We start from the raw sequence: 24,438 nt of genomic DNA, 5'->3' as shown, positions 1-24,438 counted from the left end.
ATGGAACATGAAGATTGGTTTAATTGCTGCTAACGGTAGAGCAGGTAGCCATATTCTACGTGAGGCACGAATGAGAGAACATGATGTAACTGCCATTGTCATAAACAAAGCCAATTTAAGAATGCGTAACGTGAAAACAATGGAAAAAGATCTTTTCCATTTAACAAAGGAAGATATCGAGCCGTTTGATGTGCTGATTAACGCATTTGCCCCATCTACTGGTGAAGCTCACTTGCATGTAAAGGCAGGTAAACACCTCATTTCACTCTTAGAAGGGACAAATAAAAAGCTATTTGTCGTCGGTAGCTCAGGTTGCTTATATATTGATCAAGATCATACCATTCGTTTAATGGAACACCAAGACTTCCCGGAACACTTACGTGAATCCGCGCATTACCAACTCCAAAATTTACATGACTTGCAAAACTCCTCTATTCAATGGACATTTTTAAGCCCGTCTGTCATCTTTGATTCAGAAGGCCCACGTACAGGTCATTATATTATTGGTCGTGAACGCCTCGTCGTAAATTCTCAGTTTAATAGTTATCTTAGCTATGCAGACTTTGCCGTTGCGGTCATTGATGAGCTTGAAAATAAAAATTATATCAATACAGTATTTACAGTAGCTTCCGAAAATGTAACGTCTGCATCCTAACATCCAAGACGTTTCATTTGCGATGAGGATGCTGGTATATGACTGCAACCACTGTAGGAGCAACATTTCTTAGAAAGTGAAAGGGTGTCCGGAAAGTTTTCCCTTTCTGGACACCCTTTTTCACGCAAGCAATACTAAACTAACTGCCATAACAGCCATACCTGCTACTAAACCGTAAATGGATAAATGTGTTTCATCGTATTTTTTGGCTGCGGGCAGTAATTCATCCAATGAAATAAATACCATGATCCCTGCCACTCCTGCAAAAATAACACCAAACATAACATCCGTTAAAAACGGCATTAAAATTAAGTACGCAACAACTGCCCCTAATGGTTCAGCTAACCCTGACAATAAAGACAGCTTAAATGCCTTCATCCGAATGCCCGTTGCAAAAAAAATAGGTACAGCCACAGCAATCCCCTCTGGTACATTATGAATAGCTACGGCAATCGCAATCGCAATCCCAAGGTTAGGATCTTGCAACGCGGACATAAACGTAGCAATACCTTCCGGAAAATTATGGATCGCGATCGCTAGCGCTGTGAATGTTCCCATTTTCATTAATTTATCTGCATCCGCAATTTTTGTTTCAGCCTTATTAATATCCTCAACCATTCTAACTTCATGCGGATTTGTTTTATTCGGAATAAACTTATCAATTAATGCAATCACTACCATGCCACCAAAGAACCCCACAAGCGTCATCCAGTACCCTTGCTTCTCTCCTAGCGCGAAGACTAACGAATCTTTTGCTTTCACAAAAATTTCAATCAGGGAAACATAAATCATAACACCCGCAGAAAATCCTAGTGCAATGGATAAAAATTTCGTATTTGTACGCGTCGTAAAAAACGCGATTAAACTCCCAACACCTGTTGCAAGCCCCGCAAACAAGGTCAGCCCTATTGCTAACAGTACATTTTCATCCATTCCATACTTCCCTTTCTATCTGCTAAATTTATTAATTGTATTATATACACAATGTTTCCTTTGTGCAACTTTATTCACATAAGCAACATCTTATGTCATACACCAAACTTTATTATAATATTAATTATATAAATTCAAATTTAAGCATATGTAACGATTCGTTCTAAAGACAAAGGAGGAGTCCCGAAAGTAAAAACTTTTAGGAATCCTCCTTCACTTCTTAATAAATACCTACTAAAAAATATTGCTCCTGCGGTGGTCGCATCAACATGTCTTTTCAGGCGCAACCTTCTACTCAACTATTTCTTTTCTACATAACTTTCAATCAGTTGTTTCACATCAATACCGGATGATGCCTTTAAGCTTTCTTGTAAGCTTGTTATTCAGTCAATTGTGTAGGTCGGGTCCGTTCCCTTTATCGACAACTCTCAGTTTATTAATAATTAATAATGGTATGATGATCTACTTTTTTGCTAAACCATCTTCCCTTTCTTCGATTCATACCACCAAACAATCCATATAAACCATGCATAGGCTAGCCCCCACCCAGCAAGCACGTCTGTGGCAAAATGATTACCTGTTGCAACCCGCGACAGACCTGTACCGACCGCACAAATAAGAGCAATTCCCCAAATGATTCGTTGCTGCCCTGTATTACGCATTTTTTGCGTGATAAAATAAGCAATAATCAATAGGAGTAGCAAGCTTAACATCGTATGCCCAGATGGAAAGCTATAGGATGTGAGCTGATCTGGCAGCTCTGGTCGTGGACGTTCCACTATACGTTTCATCACCTGATTGAGTAAATAGCCACCACCTACTCCTAAGAGCACGAATACCATCCCACGGATATCTTGACGAAAAGCTCTCCAAATAATAAGAAGTGCTGCAACAATTACGACGATCTTCGTATCTCCAAAATAATGAAATGCTTCTAATATTGCATTTCCATACAAAAGCGATGCTATTTGCTCATCGATTCCTTGATAGTTCTCATACGTAAACAGTAACGTCACAAATAACAAAAAACCTACCATCGCTAAATATACATTCCACTTTTTCACCATATCATCACCTATTATGTAGTATTCTCAAGTCACTTCATATATAACAAAAAACGCCCTATAAAGAAAGGACGTTTTCTTTAAAAATGTATTATTTGTATTAAATAATTGCTTATTCAACAACAATGTAGTTAGCGTGTTCCATATTAAGAATATATGCTGGCTTTTCAGGCTTACCTTCTTTTAGTTTTGCTTTATGACCGGCGATATGTTCAGGACTCTTCTCCCATGCCTTCCATGCTTCTTCTGACTCCCAGCGAACCATCATCACCACTTCTTCCTCACCGCGGCGTACCTTTTTCACCAATAGCTCACGACCTAAAAAACCTTCACGTTGCTCAACGAGGGATGGTCCTTGTCCTGGCTTCTTTTTAAAGCGCTCTAATACTTTATCGCTATTGCCTTCTGTTACCGTCCATCGACGCATTTGTACAAACATGCTTCATCGCTCCTTTGTTAAAAAAAGGGATGTCATGAAAGTTTCCCTTTCTAGACACCCCCTTTAGTCATTATTTTAGTTCATCAATAATTTCTTGTACTTTTGCTAACTCTGTGTTTAAACCACCGTTCGCTACATACCAGTTAATACCGTCTAAGAAAATGATTTTGCCGTTTTGTGCAGCCGTTGTTTTATTTACTAATTCATTGTTAAAGAATTCTTCAGTCGCTACTGTACCTTCTTCAGCAGAAACTTGTGTACGATCTACTACGAAAACTACATCTGGGTTTACTTTTACTAAGTACTCTAAGTCAACTTGTTGACCGTGTGTTGAGTTTTCTAAAGCTGTATCAGCTGATTTGAAGCCTAATAAGCTGTGTACGAAGCCGTAACGTGAACCTGCATCAGGACCGTAAGCAGATAATGTACCACTATAAAGTGTTACTAACGCTTTGCCTGCTTCTGCAGAGATTGTTTTTACTTCTTCAACTGCTGCTTCAATGTCAGCTACTTTTGCATCTACTTCTTCTTGAGCGTCGAATAAATCAGCAGCGATTTTTGTAGAAGCTAAGAATGTATTCCAATAGTCTTCGCTAGAAGTACCTACGAATACGACCGGTGCGATTTCTTCTAATTGCTCTTTAAAGTCCGCTTGACGACCAGAAATGAAAATGACATCTGGTTGTAATGAATAAATTGCTTCAAAATCAGGTTCTTTTAATGAACCAATTTTTGTATATGAATCATTGTTATATTTCTCTAATTCACCTGTATATTTTGATGTTGGAACACCGTCAGCTTCAACACCTAAAGCTGTTAATGTATCTAAGAAACCAAGGTCAAAAACGACGATTTTTTCTGGTGTTTTTTCAAAAGTTACAGGTTCATAACCTTCGATTGTAGACTCGATTGTTACAGGGTATGCACTTTCTTCTGCATCTGTTTGCTCTTCAGTTTGTGCGTCTGAGCCTGTGTTTGTCTCTTCTTTTACTTCCTCATCAGAAGATCCACAAGCAGCTAATACGAATACTAACATTGCTAAAATCACGCTAAGTAATTTCCAGTTTTTCATTCTGTTTTACTCTCCTTGTATACCTTGTTATATTTTTGTTAAAATGATAATCATTATCACTAGAACCATTTTCATTATAGACCCACTGATAATCATTGTCAATAACAATTAAGGATTTTTCATTTTAACAATTTACACTCTCTTACCTCTTTAAAAAACCTTTTACAACAACCTTCTCAACTATGTAAAAAGAAAAAATCTACAGATAAACTATTTTTGAAATAATTGCTCCATAGATTCTCCTCATATTGATTCTCAATTAAGAATGAGAATTGAAGTATACACAAATACGGCAACCGTCCTGTTCTTGTACAGGAATTTCCATATCATAAATTTCTTTTAATGCTGGTGAGTTAATGATTTCATGTGTAGGGCCATCTTTCACGACACGGCCATCTTTTAGCGCCACAATACGATCTGAATATACAGATGCAAAGTTAATATCGTGTAGTACAATGACAACTGTTTTACCAAGCTCATCTACCAGCTTACGTAAAATTTTCATAATCTGGACTGAATGCTTCATATCTAAGTTATTTAATGGTTCATCTAATAATACATACTCTGTATCTTGCGCAATCACCATCGCGATAAACGCACGTTGACGTTGACCACCTGACAATTCATCCAGGAAATTATGCTGAATATCACCTAAATTCATGTATTCAATTGCTTGATCTACCTGTTTCATATCTTCTTGATTTAGACGCCCTTTTGAATATGGATAACGACCGAACGATACAAGCTCACGAATCGTTAAACGTACATTCATAAAGTTTGATTGCTTTAAAATCGATACCCGTTTTGCAAATTCATCTGATTTCCAACGACGCACATCACTTTTATCTAATAGGACTTCTCCCGTATCCGCATCCAGTAGACGACTTACCATTGAAAGTAGCGTCGATTTACCGGCACCATTCGGACCAATAAATGATGTAATCTTACCCGGCTCAATATTAACAGTGACATTATCGACAACCGATTTTTTACCAAACCGCTTTGTTAGCTCTTTTAATTGAATCATCCCGCAGACCTACTCTCTTTTAATAATAAATAAATAAAGTAAACTCCACCGACAAAGTTAATGATGACACTCAATGTTGTATTGAATCCGAACAAATGCTCAACTAGGAATTGCCCACCGACTAATGCCACAATACTAATTAAACTCGCACCTAATACTAAAATAGAGTGCTTATACGTTTGTAAATATTGATAAGAAAGGTTCGCTACGATTAAACCAAAGAATGTAATAGGGCCCACTAACGCTGTCGACGTCGCAATTAAAACCGATGATAAAATAAGCACATTCATCACTAAACGGTCGTAATTGACCCCTAAGTTAATGGCATTTTCACGTCCTAATGACATGACGTCTAATTCACGCATAATGCGAACGCCATAAATAATTGCGACTAAAATAATTACTAATGCAACCCACAATAAATCCCCATTTACTTTTGAAAAACTAGCGAATAAACGTGATTGTAATGATAAATATTCATTTGGATCAATCAGTACTTGCAAGAAGGTTGTAAAGCTACCTAGTAACGTTCCTAAAACCATCCCTATAAGCAATAAAAAATAAATCGGATGCTTATCTGCACGGAATAAGAAGCGGTAAAGAAGGAGCGCAAACAACACCATTGCTACAACGGAAACACCAAAGTTTAAGTATTTATTCATAATCCAAATCGACGTAGATCCTAAGAAAAAGAACGCAAATGTTTGCACCACTTCATACATAGAATCTAGTCCCATGACAGATGGTGTTAAAATACGATTATGTGTAATCGTTTGAAACACAACCGTTGAATAAGCAATCGCTACACCCGTCAATGTCATCGCAGCAATTTTCATCAAACGCTTCGGAAAGGCGTAGCCAAACGCCCCCTCCTGTATGCCATAAAATGCATAAAGCACCATTGATATGACCGATAAACCTGCTAAAATCCATAACTTCGTACTATTTCGCATATGCTCTCCCCCTAAATAACATAATTAAGAAGATTGCACAGCCAATTACCCCAACTGTTAAGTTGATTGGAATTTGATACGGATAAATAATAACTCGCCCAAAAATATCACATAATAATAGGAAGCAAACACCTAGAAACGCCGTATGTGGCACTGTTTTTGCTAAGTTGTCACCTTTGTAAAGTGATACTAAATTCGGAATGATTAAACCGAGGAAAGGAATAACACCGACCGTTAGTACAACTGTCGCCGCGATTAGTGCAACAAGTACTAAGCCCAGATTCACAACGTATTGATATTTAACGCCAAGGTTTTTCGCAAAATCTTCACCTAAGCCTGCAACCGTAAATTTATTTGCATATACATAGGCAATGATTAATACAGGAACACTTAAATATAAAAGTTCATATGTGCCACTAATTGTTAACGAAAAATCCCCCATTAACCACGCTGAAATATTTTGAATAATATCGGCTTCATACGCAAAGAAGGTTGTAATGGAGCTTAAAATATTCCCAAACATAATACCAATTAACGGGATAAAAATAGCATCCTTAAACTTAATACGATTTAAAATTTGCATAAATAAAAATGTGCCTAACAAAGCAGCAGCAAAACTAAATAGCACTTGTTGCATATATGTAGCACTCGTGAAGAATAGCATTGATATAAGAATACCTAACTTTGCCGAATCAAGTGTTCCTGCCGTTGTTGGTGAGACGAATTTATTGCGGCTTAAACTTTGCATAATTAAACCTGCAACACTCATCCCAGCACCAGCCAAAATAATAGCCATTAAGCGCGGAACACGACTAGCTAAAAATATTTGTGTTTCGTCTGACTGCCAGTCTAGTAAATCTTTCGGTGTAATATCTACGACACCAATAAATAAGGAAATACCAGATAAAACAACAGTCAATACTATTAAAATCCAAAGTCTCATCGCAATCTCCGTTTTTGTTATATTTACTGAAAATGATTATCACTGATTATGTTTCTCATTATAGACAGGAGATAAGATAAAATCAACAGCTAGTCGAAAATGATTATCAGTTATCCCTATGTTTTCTATACTTATATGTATTTTTCGAGCATTTTTTCTACTTAGATTACAATATAATTCACTCGAATTTGAGATATTTTTTACTCTGTTACTATCATTAAGATGCTTCCCATCCTCAATTAACATTAAAAGAACTCTCATATAACAGAAAAAACCCCAAACAAATCGTTTGGAGTGCTTTCGTTAGTAAAACATTTTTACGTTAACCGCATATTTTTTTAAGAATTCTTCCTTCACGCGGTAGCCTATACCTTCTTGTTCTAACAGCGTAATTTGTCCATTTTCCACTGTTACTTCTGGTTCAATAATATCCTCGTACCAGTAATTCGAAGAGGCTGCTGTGTCACCAGGCATTGTAAAACCAGGTAAACTGGAGATTGCAAGCGCATGAGCTCTTCCAACCCCTGCCTCTAGCATGCCACCACACCACAATCGAATCTGATGTGCTACGCAATAGTCATGGATTTTCTTTGCTTCTGTTAAACCACCTACTCGTGCAATTTTTAAATTGACCACTTGGCAGCTTCCAAGCGTTACAGCACGCTTCATATCTGCTAACGACGTAATACTTTCATCCAGACACACTGGGGTTTTGATAGCTTTTTGTAATTCCGCATGCTCTACTAAATCGTCATAGGCAAGTGGCTGTTCAATCATCATTAAATCAAATGCATCTAGTTGCTTTAACACGCTCAAATCCGCAAGCGTATATGCCGAATTAGCATCAGCCATTAACGGGATTTGTCCAAATCGTTCACGTATTGCACGCACTACATCGAGATCATGACCTGGCTTGATTTTCACTTTAATACGCTTATATCCTTGTGCTAAGCGTTTTTCAATCATCTCAAACAATGTTTCTTTATTGGACTGGATCCCAATACTCACACCTACATCAATTTGATTATTTACTCCACCAATTGCCTGATAAAGTGGTTGATGATTGCGCTTCGCATAAATATCCCACACTGCGCCTTCAATTGCAGCTTTCGCCATATTATTACGACGAATCGATTGAAACAATGTATTTACTTCATTCGGATGCGCTAATTCACGGTGTAATAGCATGGGAATCAAAAAATCCTCTAACATATGGACTGTCGTTTTCATTGTTTCTTCTGTATACGAAGGGGCATCAAATGCAACGCCCTCTCCCCAACCAATCACACCTGATTCATCCTGTGCTTTAATAACTAATACCGTTTTTTCTTGCACCGCTCCAAAGCTTGTAACAAACGGACTTTTCATTCGCATCTTCAGCGTATAAATCGTCACTCCCGTTAACCTCATGTTGACTCCCCTTACAGAGCAAATAAAGAGCTCTTCACGAACAAATAATGGCTTACATGTTCATTTGTCGGCATTAAATGGACAACAGCATACCCTTGTGCAAAAAGGGCTTGGAATATTGTTCGTGTTTTATAACGCCAGTCTTCCGCAAGTGATGGGCTTTCAATTTTAATCTTTTGAAAACTTGCTGGTACCGGAAGTAAATACGCATCTTTTAATAAGGAGATTTCACTATTAAATGTATTGTCTTTATCTAAAATAGGTAATCCAACAATATTTAAAGACCACGGCGCTAACTCTCCCGCCTCTTCTTTCAATTCATCAATTTTCGTATCCCATCGCAAGAAATCTTCATCATGTAAATTCCACTCTACCGTAACGCGATCTGAGGGCAGCGCTTTATTGAATGGATCATGTAGCTGACCGTAGCAATTCGGCAAATACGTTTTGGCATAAGTACGGAGTTTTGTGAAATTTAAATAGCCATTCCGTGCCTCTAACGGATCAAATGTCCACTTACATTTCCCATAGCCTAGCTCCGCAGCTAATTCTTTTTGGCGAAGCTTGATTAACTCGCCGACACCCAGTTCACGAAACTCCCGTTTAATACCGAGCATATGTGAATAGAGATAGGATTCTCCCTCTACAAATGCTGCATGGCTATAGTTAAACCCAATCAGCTCTTTATCTAAATAAGCTCCTAGCACAAGCCCCCCATTATGAATAAAAGCAGTGATTTGATGAATAGGTACACATTCTGAAGCCCAAATATCCCGTTCTAACTGACGCGCCTCTTCCATTTCCTCAATTGTTTTTAATTGTTTTACTACAACTGATTTTAACATACCTTTACCTCCTCATTAATGTCATAGCAATATAGGGCGCGTATGGTGTCACGTAATAGCCATCATCATACTGTCCACTAATGTCTTTCCTTAAGCCTCTCTTTTCATTATACAATAAAATAACTTAACATTAATATTTTTCCATATTTTTAAATATCTATTTTCTTTTAATCTCTTAATCAGAATACACAAGCACGAAGGCAAAATAAAAAACCAGAGAAATAGAACGCTCTATTTCTCTGGTATATTTCTATTTAATACCACGCATTGCACGCGAAATCATAGGGCTTATCATTAATAGGATTACACCTAAAACGATTGATAAACCGCCAAGTACACCGAAGTATACCGTTTGTGATACTACTTCATAAATACGTACTAACTGTGCATTAATTGCAGATGCGGCTGCAGATGCTAAAAACCATAGCGCCATTGTTTGTCCAGCGAATGCTGCTGGTGCTAATTTCGTCGTTGCCGATAAACCAACTGGTGACAGTAATAATTCACCTAGTACAACGAGGAAGATCGAGAATGCAACCCAAAACGGTGACACTAATGTGTTCATATCAGCTGAAGCAGGTAGCACCATCACGAAGAATGAAGCACCTGCAAAGAATAACGAAAAGGCAAACTTCTTCGGCGTTGATGGACCACGATCCCCCAGTTTTGTCCACAAAATAGCAAATAGCGGTGCTAATGTAATAATGAACAGTGGGTTAAACGATTGGAACCATGAAGCTGGAATTTCAAAATTCCCTACTGTTAAATTTGTACGTGTATCAACGAATGTAGCAAGTACCGTTGCTGATTGTTCCGCAATCGCCCAGAACATAACAGCACAAACAAATAGCGGAATATATGCTAACAAACGCGATTTTTCATCTGCATTTGTTTTTGGGCTACGATACATATACGCGATAAATACCGTAGGAATTAAAATCCCTAATGTTGTAATGAGTAGCGAGAAGTTTTCAATCGTTAAATATCCTGTTGTATAAGTCATCACACCAGCCACAGCAATCGCAATACTAGCTGCTGTGAAAATAAATATCGTTTTCTTTTTCTCTTCAGGTAATAATGGATTCGTTGGTTGTGAACCTGCTAACCCTAAATTTTTCTTCGTGACGACGAATACAACTAACCCAATGAACATACCAACGGCAGCGACCGCAAAACCTGCATGGAAGCCCCAAGCTTCTTGCGTCCAACCAACTAATAATGGTGATACGAACGCCCCCATGTTAATCCCCATATAGAAAATGGAGAACCCAGAATCTCGGCGTGGGTCATTATCTGAATACAAGTCCCCGACAACAGCCGATACGTTTGGTTTCAATAAGCCTGTACCAAGAATGATTAATGCCATCGAAGCATAGAGAGCCATGACACCACCAGGTAATGATAACGCAATATGCCCTAGCATAATCATTACACCGCCGTAAAATACAGCTTTTTGCGTACCTAAAATACGGTCAGCAATCCACCCACCGATAATGCCTGACATATAAATTAAAGAACCATAAATGGACATAATAATGTTCGCTTGCGACCTGTCTAATCCTAAACCACCGTCTTTTATAGCATAGTACATATAAAAGATCAGAATGGCACGCATTCCGTAATATGAGAAACGCTCCCAAAATTCTGTGAAGAACAGTGAGAACAATCCTTTCGGATGTCCTAGGAAGCCTTTTTGCGGTACGGATTTGACAATTTCTTCTTTACTAAGCATGAAAATACCCTCTTCCGTATAATAGTATAACGTTTCATTTTTCTGATAATTTAGTATATAAAAAAATACACATAGCAGAAAAGTAATATTTCATTACAGTAAAGCATCAACAGAAATTATGCAAGTAGTTTGAAATATATTAGAAATGTTATTAAATTCTCTTTTTTCAGTAAAATTCATTAAAATTATTATTACAATAACATTCTTCTCTAAAATAAAAACTTCTCCCTACATAAGCAATATTACTATATAAAGATAACAAAAGTTAGAAATCAAAATAGTAGTATATACATCGTGGATTGTTTTATGATAGAAGAAAATAGTAACGAAGGGAAAATAGAGATGAGCATCTATAATTACTTAGTAAAAAAGCCAAACGGGGACATTTTATCGATGGAGACGTATAGAGGCAAAGCCATATTAATTGTGAATACAGCAAGCCAATGTCGATTTACATATCAATATGAGGACCTACAGAAAATGTATAACAAATATAAAGAACAAGAATTCGTTGTATTAGCCTTCCCAACGAACCAATTTGGTGAACAAAACCCGGAGGACGGTCAAACAACAGCGAAAGCTTGCCAAATTAACTTCGGCGTACAGTTCCCTGTATTCGATTTAATTGACGTAAATGGTAAGCAAACACATCCATTATTTAACTACTTAAAGCATGAGGTAGACGTACGAGAAATCAATAAAAACAATATGCAAGAAGCAATGCTGATGAGCCATATACAAGAAGTATATCCTGATTATTTAATAGGGCGTAACATCCGCTGGAACTTCACAAAATTTTTAGTAGACAAAGCTGGAAAAGTAGTCGCTCGCTTTGAACCAACAGATGCATTACTCGATCTCGAAAAAGCTGTTGAAGGTGTATTATAAGAAAATGGGCTGCTAATTGCAGCCCATTACTTTACCACATACTCTTCAAATTTACTGTAATCCGATGCTTTTACTTCCACTTCTAGCAGTGTACCGTTTTCCTCATAGGACATGTTCATCACGGTAGCTGCTTCGTTTAAATACGAAACGATACTTCCTTTATCATACGGAATCAACATTTTGCACGCCACATAATCAGAGAAAATATGAGACTTAATGCGTTCAATTAATTCATCGAGCCCTGCTCCCTCTTTCGCTGCAATCCAAATATTATCCCCACTTACAAGCGGATACTTCACGTTGGCTAAGTCCGATTTATTGTATACATAAATCGTTGGAATATCTTCTACTCCTACCGCTTTTAATGTTTCATTCGTCACATCAATCATAAAGCTATGTTCTTCATTGGAGACATCTACTACATGCAACAGTAAGTCTGCATCACGTGCCTCTTCTAATGTTGAACGGAACGCTTTGACAAGGTGATGCGGTAGTTTACTGACAAACCCTACTGTATCTGTCAGTAAGAATGATTTATTGTCTCGTAATTCGATATGGCGAACCGATGTTTCAAGTGTTGCGAATAGCATATTTTTTTCAAATACTTGTTTGGAATCCTCTTGTCCCATTTTGACAAGCAATTGATTCATAATGGTTGATTTACCGGCATTCGTATAGCCTACAATGGACACAACGGGCATAGCATTTTTACGGCGTTGTTTACGCTGTGTTTCACGTTGTTCTTTCACTTGCTCTAAATCACGACGCAGTTTAGCAATTTGATCTTCAATTTTACGGCGATCTAGCTCTAATTTCGTCTCCCCTGCACCACGGTTTTTAAATCCTCCTCCCGTGCCTCCACCTTGACGAGAAAGCGAAGCATGCAAGCCTACTAAACGCGGGAGCATATATTGAAGTTGCGCCAATTCCACCTGCATTTGTGCTTCACGTGTTTTCGCACGGCGCCCGAAAATATCCAAAATTAACATTGTACGGTCAATGACTTTACATTCTAAATCGCGCTCTAAGTTGCGAATTTGCGATGGCGATAATTCATCATTAAAAATGACAATATTTGAATCCGTTTCTTCAACAAATGCCTTAATTTCCTCTATCTTCCCTGTCCCAACGTAATGCGATGGATTTACACGCTCTAGATTTTGCGTTACATAGCCAGCAACCTCTACATCTAACGCTTCCGCTAAGTTTGCTAACTCTTCCATCGAGTAGTCAAAATTGTCGTCACTTCGTAAATTCACACCGACTAAAATGCCTTTTTCCTCTAACGTTTCAACGTCTTTTAAACTATTCACAAAAAACCTCCTACGCACTCATTAATCCCATCGTACCATAGAAAAAGGAACCCAAAAAGTATCGGGTCCCTTCCGTTCCATTATTTTTCCATCTTTAATCGACGAAGTGTTTCATCGAACTCTCCCTCAATTTCTTTATTCGGTTTATACGTCACTATACTGACAATAACAGCGACAAGTAAACAGACGATAAACCCTGGCACAATTTCGTATAATGCGGAGGCTAAGCTTGGTACTTTCCCCCAAATAAATGCAACAGCTGCTCCACTGACCATACCGGCTAATGCACCGATATTTGTGAGCTTGCGCCAATAAAGCGACAGGAGGATAATTGGTCCAAATGCTGCGCCAAATCCTGCCCATGCAAACCCTACTAAATCAAGAATTGAATTATCTGGGTTCCACGCTAGGACAGCCGCAATAATTGATACAAACAGCACGGCTAGACGGCCGACAAATACATAATGAGCATCCTTTGCTGTTTTATTAAAAATGGCTTTGTAAATATCCTCGACTAATGCGGACGACGTAACGATAAGTTGCGAACTAATCGTACTCATAATCGCGGCTAAAATTGCGGCCAGCATAACACCAGCCACAAACGGATGGAATAAAATTTGACCAAGTGTGATAAATACCGTTTCAGCATCTGCAAGCTCAAGGCCATTTTGTTGATAGTAAGCTACCCCCACAAGCGCGGTTGCAACAGCACCTATTAAACTAAAAATCATCCAGCCAATCCCGATACGTCGTGCTGCAGTCGTTTCTTTAACAGACGTAATGGCCATAAAGCGCACGATAATGTGCGGTTGACCAAAATAACCTAAGCCCCACGCAACAGACGATACAACGCCCGCTACTGTCGCTGTAGAAGCAAATAACGATAAGTGTTCTGGCTTCACTGTTTGAATCGAATCAATTGTATCACCAAGCCCACCTGTTAAAAACATCCCGAATAACGGTACGGTAATAAGTGCTAAAAACATCGTTAACCCTTGAAGGAAGTCCGTATAACTGACGGCTAAAAAGCCACCGAACAAAGTATAAGCCACCACAACACCTGACACAATTAACAGACCCGTATGATAATCATAGCCAAATGAGCTCATAAAAAATTTACCACCAGCAACCATCCCACTGGATACGTAAAATGTAAAGAATACTAAAATAATAATACCCGCAGCAATGCGGATTGCTTTTGTATGATCACGTAGACGATTATCTAAAAAACTCGGAATGGTAATGGAATCACTTGCTACTTGCGTATATACACGTAGGCGTGGTGCAACAAATAACCAGTTTAAATACGCCCCGATTGTTAAACCAATGGCGATCCAAGCACTTACTAAACCATTTACATAAATCGCTCCTGGTAAACCCATTAATAGCCAACCGGACATATCAGCTGCCCCAGCACTTAAAGCTGTAACTGCTGGCCCGAGCCCTCGACCACCAAGCATATAATCGTTTAAATTTTTAGTGCGTATAAATGCATACCATCCAATTGCCAACATCGCTACCATGTATAACACAATCGCTAACAACTGAAATGCATAATCTGACATACATAAATCCCCCTTCTTCTAATTAATAAATTTTACTATTAACAGCACCCTATTAACAGACAATTCTAGCATTCGAGAGCAATCTCGTCTTTTTTCCGTTAATTGCAGACATGAAATCATTATTCTCACGGCAAGCAAAGAGTTATGATACACTAAACTTACTTTAAACAAAGAGGTCGAGCGTATGGATTTTGAACAAATGAAAAAACAATTTTTAACATTATTACACGAAAAAACATTAGTCAATGCGACAATTAGCCAGCCACGCCAAAAGTCAAATGAATTAAAACGCGTGAAATTAAAGCCTATTGAGTTACGTGGTGTGTATACCATTCAATTAGAGTATCAATACGAACGCATCTTAAAGCACGAAAACATACCGCTAGAACAGTTTATGACATATTTCGATACGTTACTAGAAGAATTTCGTCAAATTCATGCACAATTTACAAACCAATCTGTGCAAGTGCAATTATCTAAGAAAAATAAAGTGCTTTGGAAATCAGATCAACAAGCAAGCCCAAAAGAAGTGAATTTATCACATAATCGCAAAAAGCAATATTTACTAGATGACTCTATACCCTACCCTTTTTTAATCCGCCTTGGTGTGCAAACAGCGGACGGGAAAGTGAAAAAGCAAAAATATGATAAGTTTAAGCAAATTAATCGTTTTGTGGAGTTTATTGACGATTCGCTCCACTATTTACCGAAAGACCGTACGATTCGTATTTTAGATTTCGGCTCAGGCAAATCGTATTTAACATTTGCGCTCTATCATTACTTAAAAGTGGAAAAAGGGTTCAATATTCGGGTCACAGGGCTTGATTTGAAAAAAGAAGTAATTGAGGAATGTAACCGTATCGCCGCTGATCTTGAATATGATGATTTAGAGTTTTTAGTTGGGGATATTAATGACTATAACGATGAAACGTCTGTCGATATGGTCGTCACACTGCACGCATGTGACGTAGCAACGGATATGGCATTAGCACGTGCTGTGAAATGGGGAGCAAAAGTAATCTTAAGTGTACCTTGTTGCCAGCACGAATTAAACCGTCAACTTCATACACCTGCTCTAGAGGTGATGTTGCAGCACGGACTCATTCGAGAGCGCTTTGCTTCACTCGCCACAGATTCCATTCGCGCTGAACTTTTATCACTGGTTGGCTATGACACACAGCTCCTTGAATTCATCGATATGGAGCATACACCGAAAAATGTATTAATCCGTGCATACTATACAGGTAAAAAGCCAAGTGAAGAGCAACGCATTCGCTACCAAGCATTTGTACAATTACTAAATGCAAAACCATTTTTAGAAAATGAATTAGAAGCATATTTATAAATAAAGAAAATGGCTACGCAATCCATTTATGATCGTAGCCATTTTTAAATAGAAAATTTTTATACACACAAGCGTAACATATATAAAATTAAAAAGCATCGAGCTTCATTATTCTAAAGTGACAAATCACCCCACATCTTATTAGCTAAAAATTCCTATTTATATTTTTGTAATATTTAATTCTACATCATAATTAAGATATGAAAAGACAATCTAAAAATACGCATAACCTTGATAAAACAAATACTTTAACCACTCTACTTCCCATCAAAATTTCAATATTTCTATTAAACATATCGAGAAATAATATATAACTATTATTAGAGACTATTGAAATGCTCCATTTTTATATGTTACAAATTTATACAGATTACTAATACGCAGTTAAGAATTGTATGGGATTTTTATATTTTGTTATGGTACCCGAGTCAAAATTTTATTGAAATAACTTTTATATAATGGAGGCCATTCCATGTTTAACACAAGAAAGAAAGACCCGTTTTTCACGGCACTTCATAAAATTGCTGAAAATGTACGGGAAGCTGTCCACTATGCAAATAATTCCCGTATTAAAAATGTGATAGATTTAAAAGAAATTAGCATTAAAATGAAGGAATATGAAATAGCGGGGGATGAATTAATTCATGAGCTCATCGTCATGCTGAACAAGTCATTTATAACACCGATTGAACGTGAAGATATCCTTTCTCTCGCCCTTCGTATGGATGATATTTTAGATGGGACAGAAGGCTGTATTGCGCACTTTGAAATGTTCTCATTCACTGAAGTCGATCAATCGATGCGTGACTTCCTAGGGTACATTACGAAATCTACAGATGAAATTGTCAAAGCGATGGACTTATTAAATAAAAAAGATTTAGTCGGTATGCGACAACACGCGATTTTAGTAAAGGATTACGAACGGGAATGTGACGAAATTTTGCGTTCCTCCATCAAGCAATTATTCTTAAACGAAAGAAACCCTATTCGTCTTATTAAATTTAAGGATTTATATGAACAATTAGAAGAAATCTCGGACTACTGTCAAAACGTAGCCGATACGATTGAAACAATCATTATGCGTAACGCATAATAGTAGGCGATTCTACAAATGGACATCATGTTTTTTTATCCTATATTAACAGGCATTAAAACTCTTACCTTAGAACTTAAGAAAGTCATGATGCTTAGTAGGTGGGGGATGCCCCCCCACCGCTTGAAGTTTCACTTTATCCATTTAGCTACATTTTCAAGTAAACTATACATAATGAAAAAGGAAAGGCGGTTCTCTTTGTGCAAGCTATAGCAAAACTCGTTACCCAATACGCAAAAACCATTATCGTTATTTGGATATTGTTTTTCATTACGATGGGCTATTTTGCCATGCAGCTTCCATCCAAACTTCAGGGTGATGGCTTTTTCGTAAAAGATGATCATATCCGTGTAACCGAGGAGCTTTCCGAAACATTCGGACTCCCTGCCAAAACCATCTTTGTCTTATTTGAAGATAAAACTGGACCTGAAATTGAACGGGTTTTATCTAAATTAGAAGCTATTGAGGAAATCGATTCCATTGCTTCGCCAAACGATGTGGAAGCATACAATCGCGATCATCTATCGTACGCTACACTCAACTTTGACAATTCGGTAAAGGATTATTTCCCTATTATTGATGAAATCCGCGACATATTAGCAGATGAAGAAGGCATTGAAATTACAGGAGAACCTGTTATTTCAAAAGACATTAACGTTGCGAGCCAAAACGATTTAATGAAGGCAGAAACAATCGGTGTGCCGATCGCCATTATCGTACTACTTCTCGCATTCGGTACAGTCGTTTCTTCTTTACTGCCGGTTTTAGTTGGTGGTGCCACAGTTGTTGCGGCATTTGGGATTTTAACCTTACTAAGCGGAAATGTGAATTTATCCATTTTTATCTTAAATATCGTACCAATGCTCGGACTTGCCTTAAGTATCGACTTTGCCCTGTTATTTATTAATCGTTACCGGGAAGAACGCGGACAAAAATCTGTTGAGGAAGCAGTACAAGTAGCGATTACGACAGCCGGACGTTCGATTATTTTCTCTGCACTATGCGTTATGATTGGGCTTGGTGCAATGGTCGTCATCCAAGTAGAAATCTTCCAAAACATCGCACTTGGTGGTTCCATTGCCGTACTGTTAGCAGTCATTTCTGGGTTAACACTGTTACCAGCCCTCATTACAGTGCTTGGCGACCGCTTAAATAAATGGCGCCTCATTCGCGTGAAAACGACAACTAGTCGCTGGCAATCATTTGCTGGTTTTGTCATGAAAAATCCAATGAAAATTATTTTCGTAGCGGTTATTTTACTTGGACTTGCGATGGTCCCGATTAAAGATATCAAATTGGCGATTCCGACGGTCGATTCACTCCCAACTTCTTTCGAGGCACGACAAGCATATGATACTTTAACAGATGAATTTGGACTCGGTGAGCAAGCAACAGTATTTTTACTTGCAAAACGTGACAATGGTTGGACAGACCGCGCTGGGCTACAACAAATGCTCGACATTCAAGAGAAATTACAGGCGGATCCCCTCGTAAAAGAAGTCACAACGATGTTTACGGCAACCGATATCGATTCAGTTGATACATGGGAAATGGTCAATACTAACCCACAAGCACCGGGGATGCTGAATGCGGTAGCAGAAAACTTCGTACAAGACGATCAAATGTATATGGTTATTTCTATTGATGCACAAGGGGCTTCTACCGAGGCACAGAACTTTGTGCGCGATTGGATGGATCAAGATTTAGGGGTGGAATTTGCATTAGCAGGGCAACCAAAATTCAATCAAGAAATCTTTGATGAGATTGCCAATAAGATTGGGCTTGCCTTAACGATTATTATTGTAACAACCTTTATTATTTTAATGCTTGCCTTTAAATCGATTTTAATTCCGTTAAAGGCGATTATTATGAATGTCATTGGCTTAGGTTCAACGTTCGGCATTCTTGTTTATATTTTTCAATATGGGCATTTCGGTCTCCCGGAAGTAACCATTGCACTCATTATTCCGGTGATTGTATTCTGTCTTGTATTCGGCTTAAGTATGGACTATGAGGTCTTCTTAATTTCTCGTATACAAGAAGAATACGAGAAAGGCGCTGAAAATACAAAAGCGACAATTGACGGGCTCGTTTCTACATCAAAAATTATTACATCTGCTGCACTCATTATGATTGTCATTACAGGTGCTTTTGCCTTTACGGATGTAATGCCTGTGAAGCAAATTGGGATTGGTATTGCGGTTGCGGTTGCGATTGATGCGACAATTATCCGTTTAATGCTCGTTCCAAGCTTAATGAAATTATTCGGCGACTGGAACTGGTGGTTACCATTTGTCAAAAGAAAATCAAAGCAATAGAAAAAACGCACTTTCGCTCACTGGCGATAGTGCGTTTTTATTAGCCAAATAGTTGATCATACCAAGCTTTTGCTGCTTGTACTTCAGGCATTGTTAGTTGATGCCCATAGTCAAACCATGCTACTTCTACAAGCGCACCTGCATTTACTAATAATTGCTCTAGCTCTTCTGATTCTTGCGGTGGGCACATGAAATCATTCGTTCCTGCGCCAATCCATACATTTACACCTTGTAAGTTCGGCATCTTTGCTTCACGGTCAGGTACCATTGGATGATGTAAAATGGCGCCCACTAAACTATGGTGATGGCGGAATAATAAATTCCCTGCAATATTCGCACCATTTGAATACCCAATAGCTACAATTTTCGATGCATCAAAGCCATACTGAACGCTCGCTAATTTAATAAAATCATATAGCTCATCCGTACGGAAACGAAGATCTTCCATATCAAACACACCTTCAGCAATACGGCGGAAAAAGCGTGGCATGCCATTTTCTAATACTTGACCGCGCACACTTAAAACATTCGCCTCTGCATCAATCTCTTTTGCCAGTCCAAGCAAATCACGCTCTGTCCCACCTGTCCCGTGCAGTAATAGTAATGTAATGTCCTTTGTCCCTTGTTCAAAAATATGTTGCACATCCTCACGCCCCTACATTATCTCGAATTTGAGATAATTATAGACTCATACATTGAATTAGTCAAAGGAGCGGATTGCTCATCCACTTGTTCTGTTTCAGGTACACCTCGATTATTCGGATCAACCCCACCATTGTTGCGACCATATTTGGATGGATCATACGTATTATAGAAAATGGTAATTACAATGACGGCAAAAATAGATGCTATAATGATTGAACCGATGACAATAAAAGCAAACTTTTTACCATTTGACGTTCTCTCTTCCATCATCATTCCCCCTTTTACTTCATTGGGCGGAAGCCTTCCTCGCGTAAATATTCCACCGCTGCCTCACGCGTACCAAATGCTTCCTCTAAATTATCATTATGATATACATTCCAAGAACGATTTTCGTACACTAGTTCCAGTTCTGTACGATTGCGATCTACCCACACTTCAATAATTGGTTCATCATCAACATCCTCTGATAAATATTCAATCGCATCTGCAACAATCGTTCGTAGTGCTTCTGCCGAATAATCGCGAATATTAACAAGACCTTTATCATTCGCTTCTTTTTCATATTTTAATAAGTCGCCAATGAATACAAAACCATTCCCATTTGGGTGTAGTTTTTCAACCACAATCGTCTTTTCGTACAAACTTTCTTCAAAGTGATAATTCATACGTTTTAATGAAATTTCCTTCTTTTTCAACTGTGTGAACTCTTCAATAATCGCTTGCTTTTGTTCAAATGTAAGCATAAAAATCTCCTTTTAATTTCTCTCGCCCACTAGTATAACATACAGAAAAGAGAAGTAGCCCGGCGACATACTTCTCTCACATCTCAATGACGCTACCTATAGCGGGGGACTTCTCCTAAAAGAGGCTACACCGATTTCGTTGCAGCTTCTTTAATTTTTTTACGTTCCTCGTATATATTAACAACAATTACTTTTAATACGGCATATGTCGGGATCGCAATCAAAATCCCAATAAACCCTGCAATATTCCCTGCTGCTAATACAAGGGAAATGACCGTTAATGGATGAATATCTAACGATTTCCCCATAATATTTGGTGTGATTAAGTTACTTTCAACTTGTTGCGCTATTAAAGTAATGACGAGTACCCAAATGACTAAAACCGGATCTTGTAAAATCGCGACAATGACAGCTGGTACAAGGGATACCCACGGACCGATAAACGGAATCATATTCATAAAGAAGGCGAAAATCGCCAGTAATAATGCATATTCTAATTTGATGATTACATAGCCAATAAACATCATGATGGCCAGTATCAAACTAATGATGACTTGTCCTTGTACATAATTACGAAGAACACGATCAATATCCTCTAACGTCTCCTTTACCCATGTGCGGCGTTCACCAGTAAATATTTTATAAATATTGGGGGCAAACTTTTCATGATCCTTTAACATAAAAATGAAAAAGAATGGGACGAGAATAAGTGTAAACGTCGCTGACACGGCACCACTAATAATTGTGACAAGCCATGTACTACTTTTTACCGCAATTGCCTGAATCGAATTCGAAATAGAGTCAACAAACTCCCCTACTTGTGGCGGTAAATTATCTCGATTATTAATGATATAATCTGCTGTTTCTTGAATATTGGTCGCAATCATTGGTGCATTTTTTACTAAATTATTCACTTGCGTAGCAATTGGATTGCCGATCATTAATAAAAGACCTGTTACGACGCCTGCTAGTAAAATAATGATCGTACTAATACTTCCCCATCTCGGTAAGCCACGCTTTTCTAACAAGCGCTGAAGCGGCTCCGTAACATAATACAATACGCCCCCTAATAACAATGGAATAAAGATTGTTTTTAAAATGATAACAAACGGACTAAAGATCCCTTGAATCTCTATAAAATATTTAATAATTAAGAGACCGATTAAAATGCCGATCCCTACTTGAAACCATAGTTTCTTTGTCATTATTTACCCCCTTCTTATTAATCTGCTCTAAATCGAACTATGTATTTGAAAGATATGAACACGGAACTATCCAAGCTGGTAAAGTGCTCACCTTCCTATGAAATAGGTTGCTACTTCTTACATACGTGATGAAATGGTAGAATGTTTCACTCTTTAATCATTCAATATTCGTATTAATTATACTTTATTTTACTGACCAAAAAGAAGACTTATAAAAAGAGACTATCACCAAAGAGTAGAGATAAAATAAAGGACTAGTGTTCCTCCCTTGCATAGCTTTCACCATTGTTGCCTCTTTCAAACACGATTTATTCGTTTACATAAGGTACACTTCACTTTATGAGCATTTCTTTTTCAAAATAAAAGGAAGAGCAGTAAGTATAATCCCACCGCTCATCCTTCGTTTTTATAGTTTTGTATCGTCAATGCTGTTTAAATACGCTTCAATGACACCTACTACCGATTGTACACAGCCCTCTTCAAATGGCGAGATTAACCCAGCCTCTTTGACTAAGCCTGTGAACGATTGTGAACCACCCAAACTGCATAAATGGACATAGTCCTTCCATGCTGCCTTAAAATCTTCACGTGAACGCTTCCAGAATTGGAATGCACAAATTTGCGCTAACGTATAGTCAATATAATAGAACGGGCTTGCATAAATATGCCCTTGACGGTGCCAAAAGCCGCCTGACTCTAAATACTCCTGACCATCATAATCACGATGTGGCAAGTATTTTTCTTCGATTACTTTCCAAGCTGCGCGACGTTCTGCTGGTGTCATTTCTGGATTTTCATACACAACATGCTGGAACTCATCAACCGCTACACCGTATGGTAAGAAAATCAGCCCTCCACTTAAATGGGCAAATTGATATTTATCTGTATCCTCTTTAAAGAATAAATCCATCCATGGCCATGTAAAAAATTCCATACTCATCGAATGAATTTCACATGACTCGAAAGTTGGCCATAAATATTCTGGAATGCCCATATTACGACTGGCATATACCTGATAAGCGTGACCTGCTTCATGTGTTAAGACATCGATATCGCCCGATGTACCGTTAAAGTTTGAGAAAATAAATGGTGAATCATAGTTTTCGATAAACGTACAATAACCACCAGATTCCTTGCCCTTCTTCGCAACTAAATCCATTAACTCGTGATCTAACATATAATTGAAGAATTCCCCTGTTTCTGGTGATAATTCCTCATACATCTTTTTCCCATTTGCGACAATCCAGTCAGCATCGCCTTTCGGTGTCGCATTCCCTGATAAAAACTTGAATCCTTCATCGTAGTATTTTAAATCTTCTACTCCGATGCGTTTTGCTTGGCGCGCGTACAATTTTGTAACAAGCGGTACGATATATTCACGTACTTGCTTGCGGAAATTAGCAACCATCTTTGCATCATAGTCTATGCGATTCATATGAATATAGCCAAGTTCTACATAGTTTTTATAACCAAGTGTTGTTGCAATTTCATGGCGAATTTTCACGAGCTGATTATATAAGTCATCCAATTTTTCTCCATTTTGTGCAAAAAAGTGAGCTGATGCCTCACGCGCTGCTTTACGTACCACACGATCTGTTGATTCACCATAAGGCGCAAGCTGGGCTAGCGTTAATGTTTTCCCATCAAACTCAATTTGAGCAGAGGCTACGAGCTTGTTGTATTCCGATACTAATTTGTTTTCCTTTTGCATCAATTCAATAATGGCTGGTGAAAAACCTTTAATTTGGTTATCTGCTAATGCAAATAACTGCGCTCCCCATTTTTGTTCTAACGCTGCGCGAAACGGTGAGTTGACAAGCGCTTTATAGTACTCCGTGATTACATCGTCCATTTCGGGCTCGATTTCATCTAAATAATCGCGCTCTTGTTGGTAATATTCATCTGTTGTATCAATAGATGCACGAATATATACAAGGTTCGCCTGCGTGGAAAAGTCTTTGCGATATGCATTAATTTTTTCAATAACTTCGCTTTGTTCTTCTACTGTTGTCGCTTGTTTAAATTGTTCAATGTATGCATGTACCGCTAGCTTAATCGCCGGCATATGTGGACGCTTATACTCATAATCTGTAAATTTCATCGTATCCCTCCCTATTAATTCGAAATCCGAAATTTATAATTTAATTATTCAGTATTTTTCCTATAAATGCAAGAAAAAGAGTGCAGATATATTATCTACACTCTCAAAGAAATCGTATCATTTCTCTATTCTACCCATTAATGAGCAAG

General features: G+C 38.1%; 22 protein-coding genes. 5 read left to right on the top strand and 17 right to left on the bottom strand.

Going from position 1 to position 24,438, the window contains the following annotated elements; genetic code table 11:
• Nucleotides 1–7 precede the first annotated feature (7 nt).
• The gene (locus AC3II9_RS09025) at nt 8–655 is read left to right on the top strand and encodes an NAD(P)-dependent oxidoreductase (RefSeq protein ID WP_489154985.1); all 648 of its coding nucleotides are present in this window, start codon (nt 8–10) and stop codon (nt 653–655) included.
• 120 nt (nt 656–775) lie between these two features.
• Here AC3II9_RS09025 and zupT read toward each other — a convergent pair whose 3' ends face one another.
• From zupT to AC3II9_RS08975, 10 genes are all read right to left on the bottom strand, one after another.
• Nucleotides 776–1,588, bottom strand: coding sequence for a zinc transporter ZupT (gene zupT, locus AC3II9_RS09020; protein WP_489154984.1), 813 nt, complete (start codon nt 1,586–1,588; stop codon nt 776–778).
• Between the two features lie 473 nt (nt 1,589–2,061).
• A complete protein-coding gene (locus tag AC3II9_RS09015; protein WP_489154982.1) occupies nt 2,062–2,652 on the bottom strand; it encodes a phosphatase PAP2 family protein in 591 nt (196 codons plus the stop codon).
• A gap of 112 nt (nt 2,653–2,764) precedes the next feature.
• Nucleotides 2,765–3,091 carry an antibiotic biosynthesis monooxygenase family protein gene (locus tag AC3II9_RS09010; protein WP_391374087.1) on the bottom strand — a complete coding sequence of 109 codons (327 nt, stop codon included), beginning with the start codon at nt 3,089–3,091 and terminating at the stop codon, nt 2,765–2,767.
• A gap of 70 nt (nt 3,092–3,161) precedes the next feature.
• Nucleotides 3,162–4,163, bottom strand: a complete 1,002-nt coding sequence (locus tag AC3II9_RS09005) for a siderophore ABC transporter substrate-binding protein (RefSeq protein WP_489154980.1) — start codon at nt 4,161–4,163, stop codon at nt 3,162–3,164.
• A gap of 259 nt (nt 4,164–4,422) precedes the next feature.
• Nucleotides 4,423–5,190, bottom strand: coding sequence for an iron ABC transporter ATP-binding protein (locus AC3II9_RS09000; protein WP_489154979.1), 768 nt, complete (start codon nt 5,188–5,190; stop codon nt 4,423–4,425).
• A complete protein-coding gene (locus AC3II9_RS08995) occupies nt 5,187–6,143 on the bottom strand; it encodes an iron chelate uptake ABC transporter family permease subunit (RefSeq protein WP_489154977.1) in 957 nt (318 codons plus the stop codon). Before AC3II9_RS08995 ends, AC3II9_RS09000 begins: the two co-directional genes overlap by 4 nt.
• Nucleotides 6,133–7,086 carry an ABC transporter permease gene (locus tag AC3II9_RS08990; RefSeq protein ID WP_489154975.1) on the bottom strand — a complete coding sequence of 318 codons (954 nt, stop codon included), beginning with the start codon at nt 7,084–7,086 and terminating at the stop codon, nt 6,133–6,135. Before AC3II9_RS08990 ends, AC3II9_RS08995 begins: the two co-directional genes overlap by 11 nt.
• Nucleotides 7,087–7,389: 303 nt before the next feature.
• Nucleotides 7,390–8,496 carry an o-succinylbenzoate synthase gene (gene menC / locus AC3II9_RS08985; protein ID WP_489154973.1) on the bottom strand — a complete coding sequence of 369 codons (1,107 nt, stop codon included), beginning with the start codon at nt 8,494–8,496 and terminating at the stop codon, nt 7,390–7,392.
• Nucleotides 8,497–8,507: 11 nt separating this feature from the next.
• Complete coding sequence (locus tag AC3II9_RS08980) at nt 8,508–9,341, bottom strand: GNAT family N-acetyltransferase (protein ID WP_489154971.1); 834 nt, start codon at nt 9,339–9,341, stop codon at nt 8,508–8,510.
• A gap of 250 nt (nt 9,342–9,591) precedes the next feature.
• Nucleotides 9,592–11,073, bottom strand: a complete 1,482-nt coding sequence (locus tag AC3II9_RS08975) for a peptide MFS transporter (protein ID WP_489154970.1) — start codon at nt 11,071–11,073, stop codon at nt 9,592–9,594.
• 342 nt (nt 11,074–11,415) lie between these two features.
• Here AC3II9_RS08975 and AC3II9_RS08970 point away from each other — a divergent pair, with 342 nt between their 5' ends.
• Nucleotides 11,416–11,961, top strand: a complete 546-nt coding sequence (locus tag AC3II9_RS08970) for a glutathione peroxidase (RefSeq protein ID WP_489154968.1) — start codon at nt 11,416–11,418, stop codon at nt 11,959–11,961.
• A gap of 26 nt (nt 11,962–11,987) precedes the next feature.
• Here the strand turns inward: AC3II9_RS08970 and hflX are convergent, their stop codons facing one another.
• On the bottom strand, nt 11,988–13,274 hold the full coding sequence (hflX, locus tag AC3II9_RS08965; protein ID WP_489154966.1) for a GTPase HflX: 1,287 nt from the start codon (nt 13,272–13,274) through the stop codon (nt 11,988–11,990).
• Nucleotides 13,275–13,354: 80 nt separating this feature from the next.
• Nucleotides 13,355–14,839 carry a sodium/proline symporter PutP gene (putP, locus tag AC3II9_RS08960; RefSeq protein ID WP_489154964.1) on the bottom strand — a complete coding sequence of 495 codons (1,485 nt, stop codon included), beginning with the start codon at nt 14,837–14,839 and terminating at the stop codon, nt 13,355–13,357.
• A 184-nt stretch (nt 14,840–15,023) separates the two neighbouring features.
• Here putP and AC3II9_RS08955 point away from each other — a divergent pair, with 184 nt between their 5' ends.
• From AC3II9_RS08955 to AC3II9_RS08945, 3 genes are all read left to right on the top strand, one after another.
• On the top strand, nt 15,024–16,184 hold the full coding sequence (locus AC3II9_RS08955; RefSeq protein ID WP_489154962.1) for a class I SAM-dependent methyltransferase: 1,161 nt from the start codon (nt 15,024–15,026) through the stop codon (nt 16,182–16,184).
• 472 nt (nt 16,185–16,656) lie between these two features.
• On the top strand, nt 16,657–17,277 hold the full coding sequence (locus AC3II9_RS08950; RefSeq protein WP_489154960.1) for a DUF47 domain-containing protein: 621 nt from the start codon (nt 16,657–16,659) through the stop codon (nt 17,275–17,277).
• A gap of 200 nt (nt 17,278–17,477) precedes the next feature.
• Complete coding sequence (locus tag AC3II9_RS08945; RefSeq protein WP_489154958.1) at nt 17,478–19,595, top strand: MMPL family transporter; 2,118 nt, start codon at nt 17,478–17,480, stop codon at nt 19,593–19,595.
• Nucleotides 19,596–19,635: 40 nt separating this feature from the next.
• On the opposite strand, the gene AC3II9_RS08940 is transcribed toward AC3II9_RS08945, so the two are convergent.
• The 5 genes from AC3II9_RS08940 to AC3II9_RS08920 all read right to left on the bottom strand — a co-directional run bounded on the left by AC3II9_RS08940 (nt 19,636) and on the right by AC3II9_RS08920 (nt 24,289).
• A complete protein-coding gene (locus tag AC3II9_RS08940) occupies nt 19,636–20,238 on the bottom strand; it encodes an alpha/beta hydrolase (RefSeq protein ID WP_489154956.1) in 603 nt (200 codons plus the stop codon).
• A gap of 17 nt (nt 20,239–20,255) precedes the next feature.
• The gene (locus tag AC3II9_RS08935) at nt 20,256–20,507 is read right to left on the bottom strand and encodes a hypothetical protein (protein ID WP_391374049.1); all 252 of its coding nucleotides are present in this window, start codon (nt 20,505–20,507) and stop codon (nt 20,256–20,258) included.
• A gap of 14 nt (nt 20,508–20,521) precedes the next feature.
• The gene (locus AC3II9_RS08930) at nt 20,522–20,983 is read right to left on the bottom strand and encodes a hypothetical protein (protein ID WP_489154954.1); all 462 of its coding nucleotides are present in this window, start codon (nt 20,981–20,983) and stop codon (nt 20,522–20,524) included.
• Nucleotides 20,984–21,108: 125 nt separating this feature from the next.
• On the bottom strand, nt 21,109–22,188 hold the full coding sequence (locus tag AC3II9_RS08925; RefSeq protein WP_489154952.1) for an AI-2E family transporter: 1,080 nt from the start codon (nt 22,186–22,188) through the stop codon (nt 21,109–21,111).
• Nucleotides 22,189–22,594: 406 nt separating this feature from the next.
• The gene (locus AC3II9_RS08920) at nt 22,595–24,289 is read right to left on the bottom strand and encodes a M3 family oligoendopeptidase (RefSeq protein WP_489154950.1); all 1,695 of its coding nucleotides are present in this window, start codon (nt 24,287–24,289) and stop codon (nt 22,595–22,597) included.
• Between the last annotated feature and the right edge of the window lie 149 nt (nt 24,290–24,438).

The sequence above is a fragment of the Lysinibacillus sp. RU7 genome, from assembly GCF_057837305.1.
Note: the sequence above shows the minus strand (reverse complement) of the source record. Positions and strands in the feature narration are given on the sequence as shown.

Excerpts from the sequence above, each read along its gene's own strand:
- AC3II9_RS08980 (WP_489154971.1), bottom strand. The coding sequence starts at position 9,341 with ATGTTAAAATCAGTTGTAGTAAAACAATTAAAAACAATTGAGGAAATG.
- AC3II9_RS08935 (WP_391374049.1), bottom strand. The coding sequence starts at position 20,507 with ATGGAAGAGAGAACGTCAAATGGTAAAAAGTTTGCTTTTATTGTCATC.
- AC3II9_RS08920 (WP_489154950.1), bottom strand. The coding sequence starts at position 24,289 with ATGAAATTTACAGATTATGAGTATAAGCGTCCACATATGCCGGCGATT.
- zupT (WP_489154984.1), bottom strand. The coding sequence starts at position 1,588 with ATGGATGAAAATGTACTGTTAGCAATAGGGCTGACCTTGTTTGCGGGG.
- menC (WP_489154973.1), bottom strand. The coding sequence starts at position 8,496 with ATGAGGTTAACGGGAGTGACGATTTATACGCTGAAGATGCGAATGAAA.
- AC3II9_RS08975 (WP_489154970.1), bottom strand. The coding sequence starts at position 11,073 with ATGCTTAGTAAAGAAGAAATTGTCAAATCCGTACCGCAAAAAGGCTTC.
- AC3II9_RS09005 (WP_489154980.1), bottom strand. The coding sequence starts at position 4,163 with ATGAAAAACTGGAAATTACTTAGCGTGATTTTAGCAATGTTAGTATTC.
- AC3II9_RS08925 (WP_489154952.1), bottom strand. The coding sequence starts at position 22,188 with ATGACAAAGAAACTATGGTTTCAAGTAGGGATCGGCATTTTAATCGGT.
- AC3II9_RS08990 (WP_489154975.1), bottom strand. The coding sequence starts at position 7,086 with ATGAGACTTTGGATTTTAATAGTATTGACTGTTGTTTTATCTGGTATT.
- AC3II9_RS08930 (WP_489154954.1), bottom strand. The coding sequence starts at position 20,983 with ATGCTTACATTTGAACAAAAGCAAGCGATTATTGAAGAGTTCACACAG.
- AC3II9_RS08955 (WP_489154962.1), top strand. The coding sequence starts at position 15,024 with ATGGATTTTGAACAAATGAAAAAACAATTTTTAACATTATTACACGAA.
- AC3II9_RS09010 (WP_391374087.1), bottom strand. The coding sequence starts at position 3,091 with ATGTTTGTACAAATGCGTCGATGGACGGTAACAGAAGGCAATAGCGAT.
- AC3II9_RS08995 (WP_489154977.1), bottom strand. The coding sequence starts at position 6,143 with ATGCGAAATAGTACGAAGTTATGGATTTTAGCAGGTTTATCGGTCATA.
- AC3II9_RS09025 (WP_489154985.1), top strand. The coding sequence starts at position 8 with ATGAAGATTGGTTTAATTGCTGCTAACGGTAGAGCAGGTAGCCATATT.
- AC3II9_RS08970 (WP_489154968.1), top strand. The coding sequence starts at position 11,416 with ATGAGCATCTATAATTACTTAGTAAAAAAGCCAAACGGGGACATTTTA.
- AC3II9_RS08950 (WP_489154960.1), top strand. The coding sequence starts at position 16,657 with ATGTTTAACACAAGAAAGAAAGACCCGTTTTTCACGGCACTTCATAAA.
- AC3II9_RS09000 (WP_489154979.1), bottom strand. The coding sequence starts at position 5,190 with ATGATTCAATTAAAAGAGCTAACAAAGCGGTTTGGTAAAAAATCGGTT.
- putP (WP_489154964.1), bottom strand. The coding sequence starts at position 14,839 with ATGTCAGATTATGCATTTCAGTTGTTAGCGATTGTGTTATACATGGTA.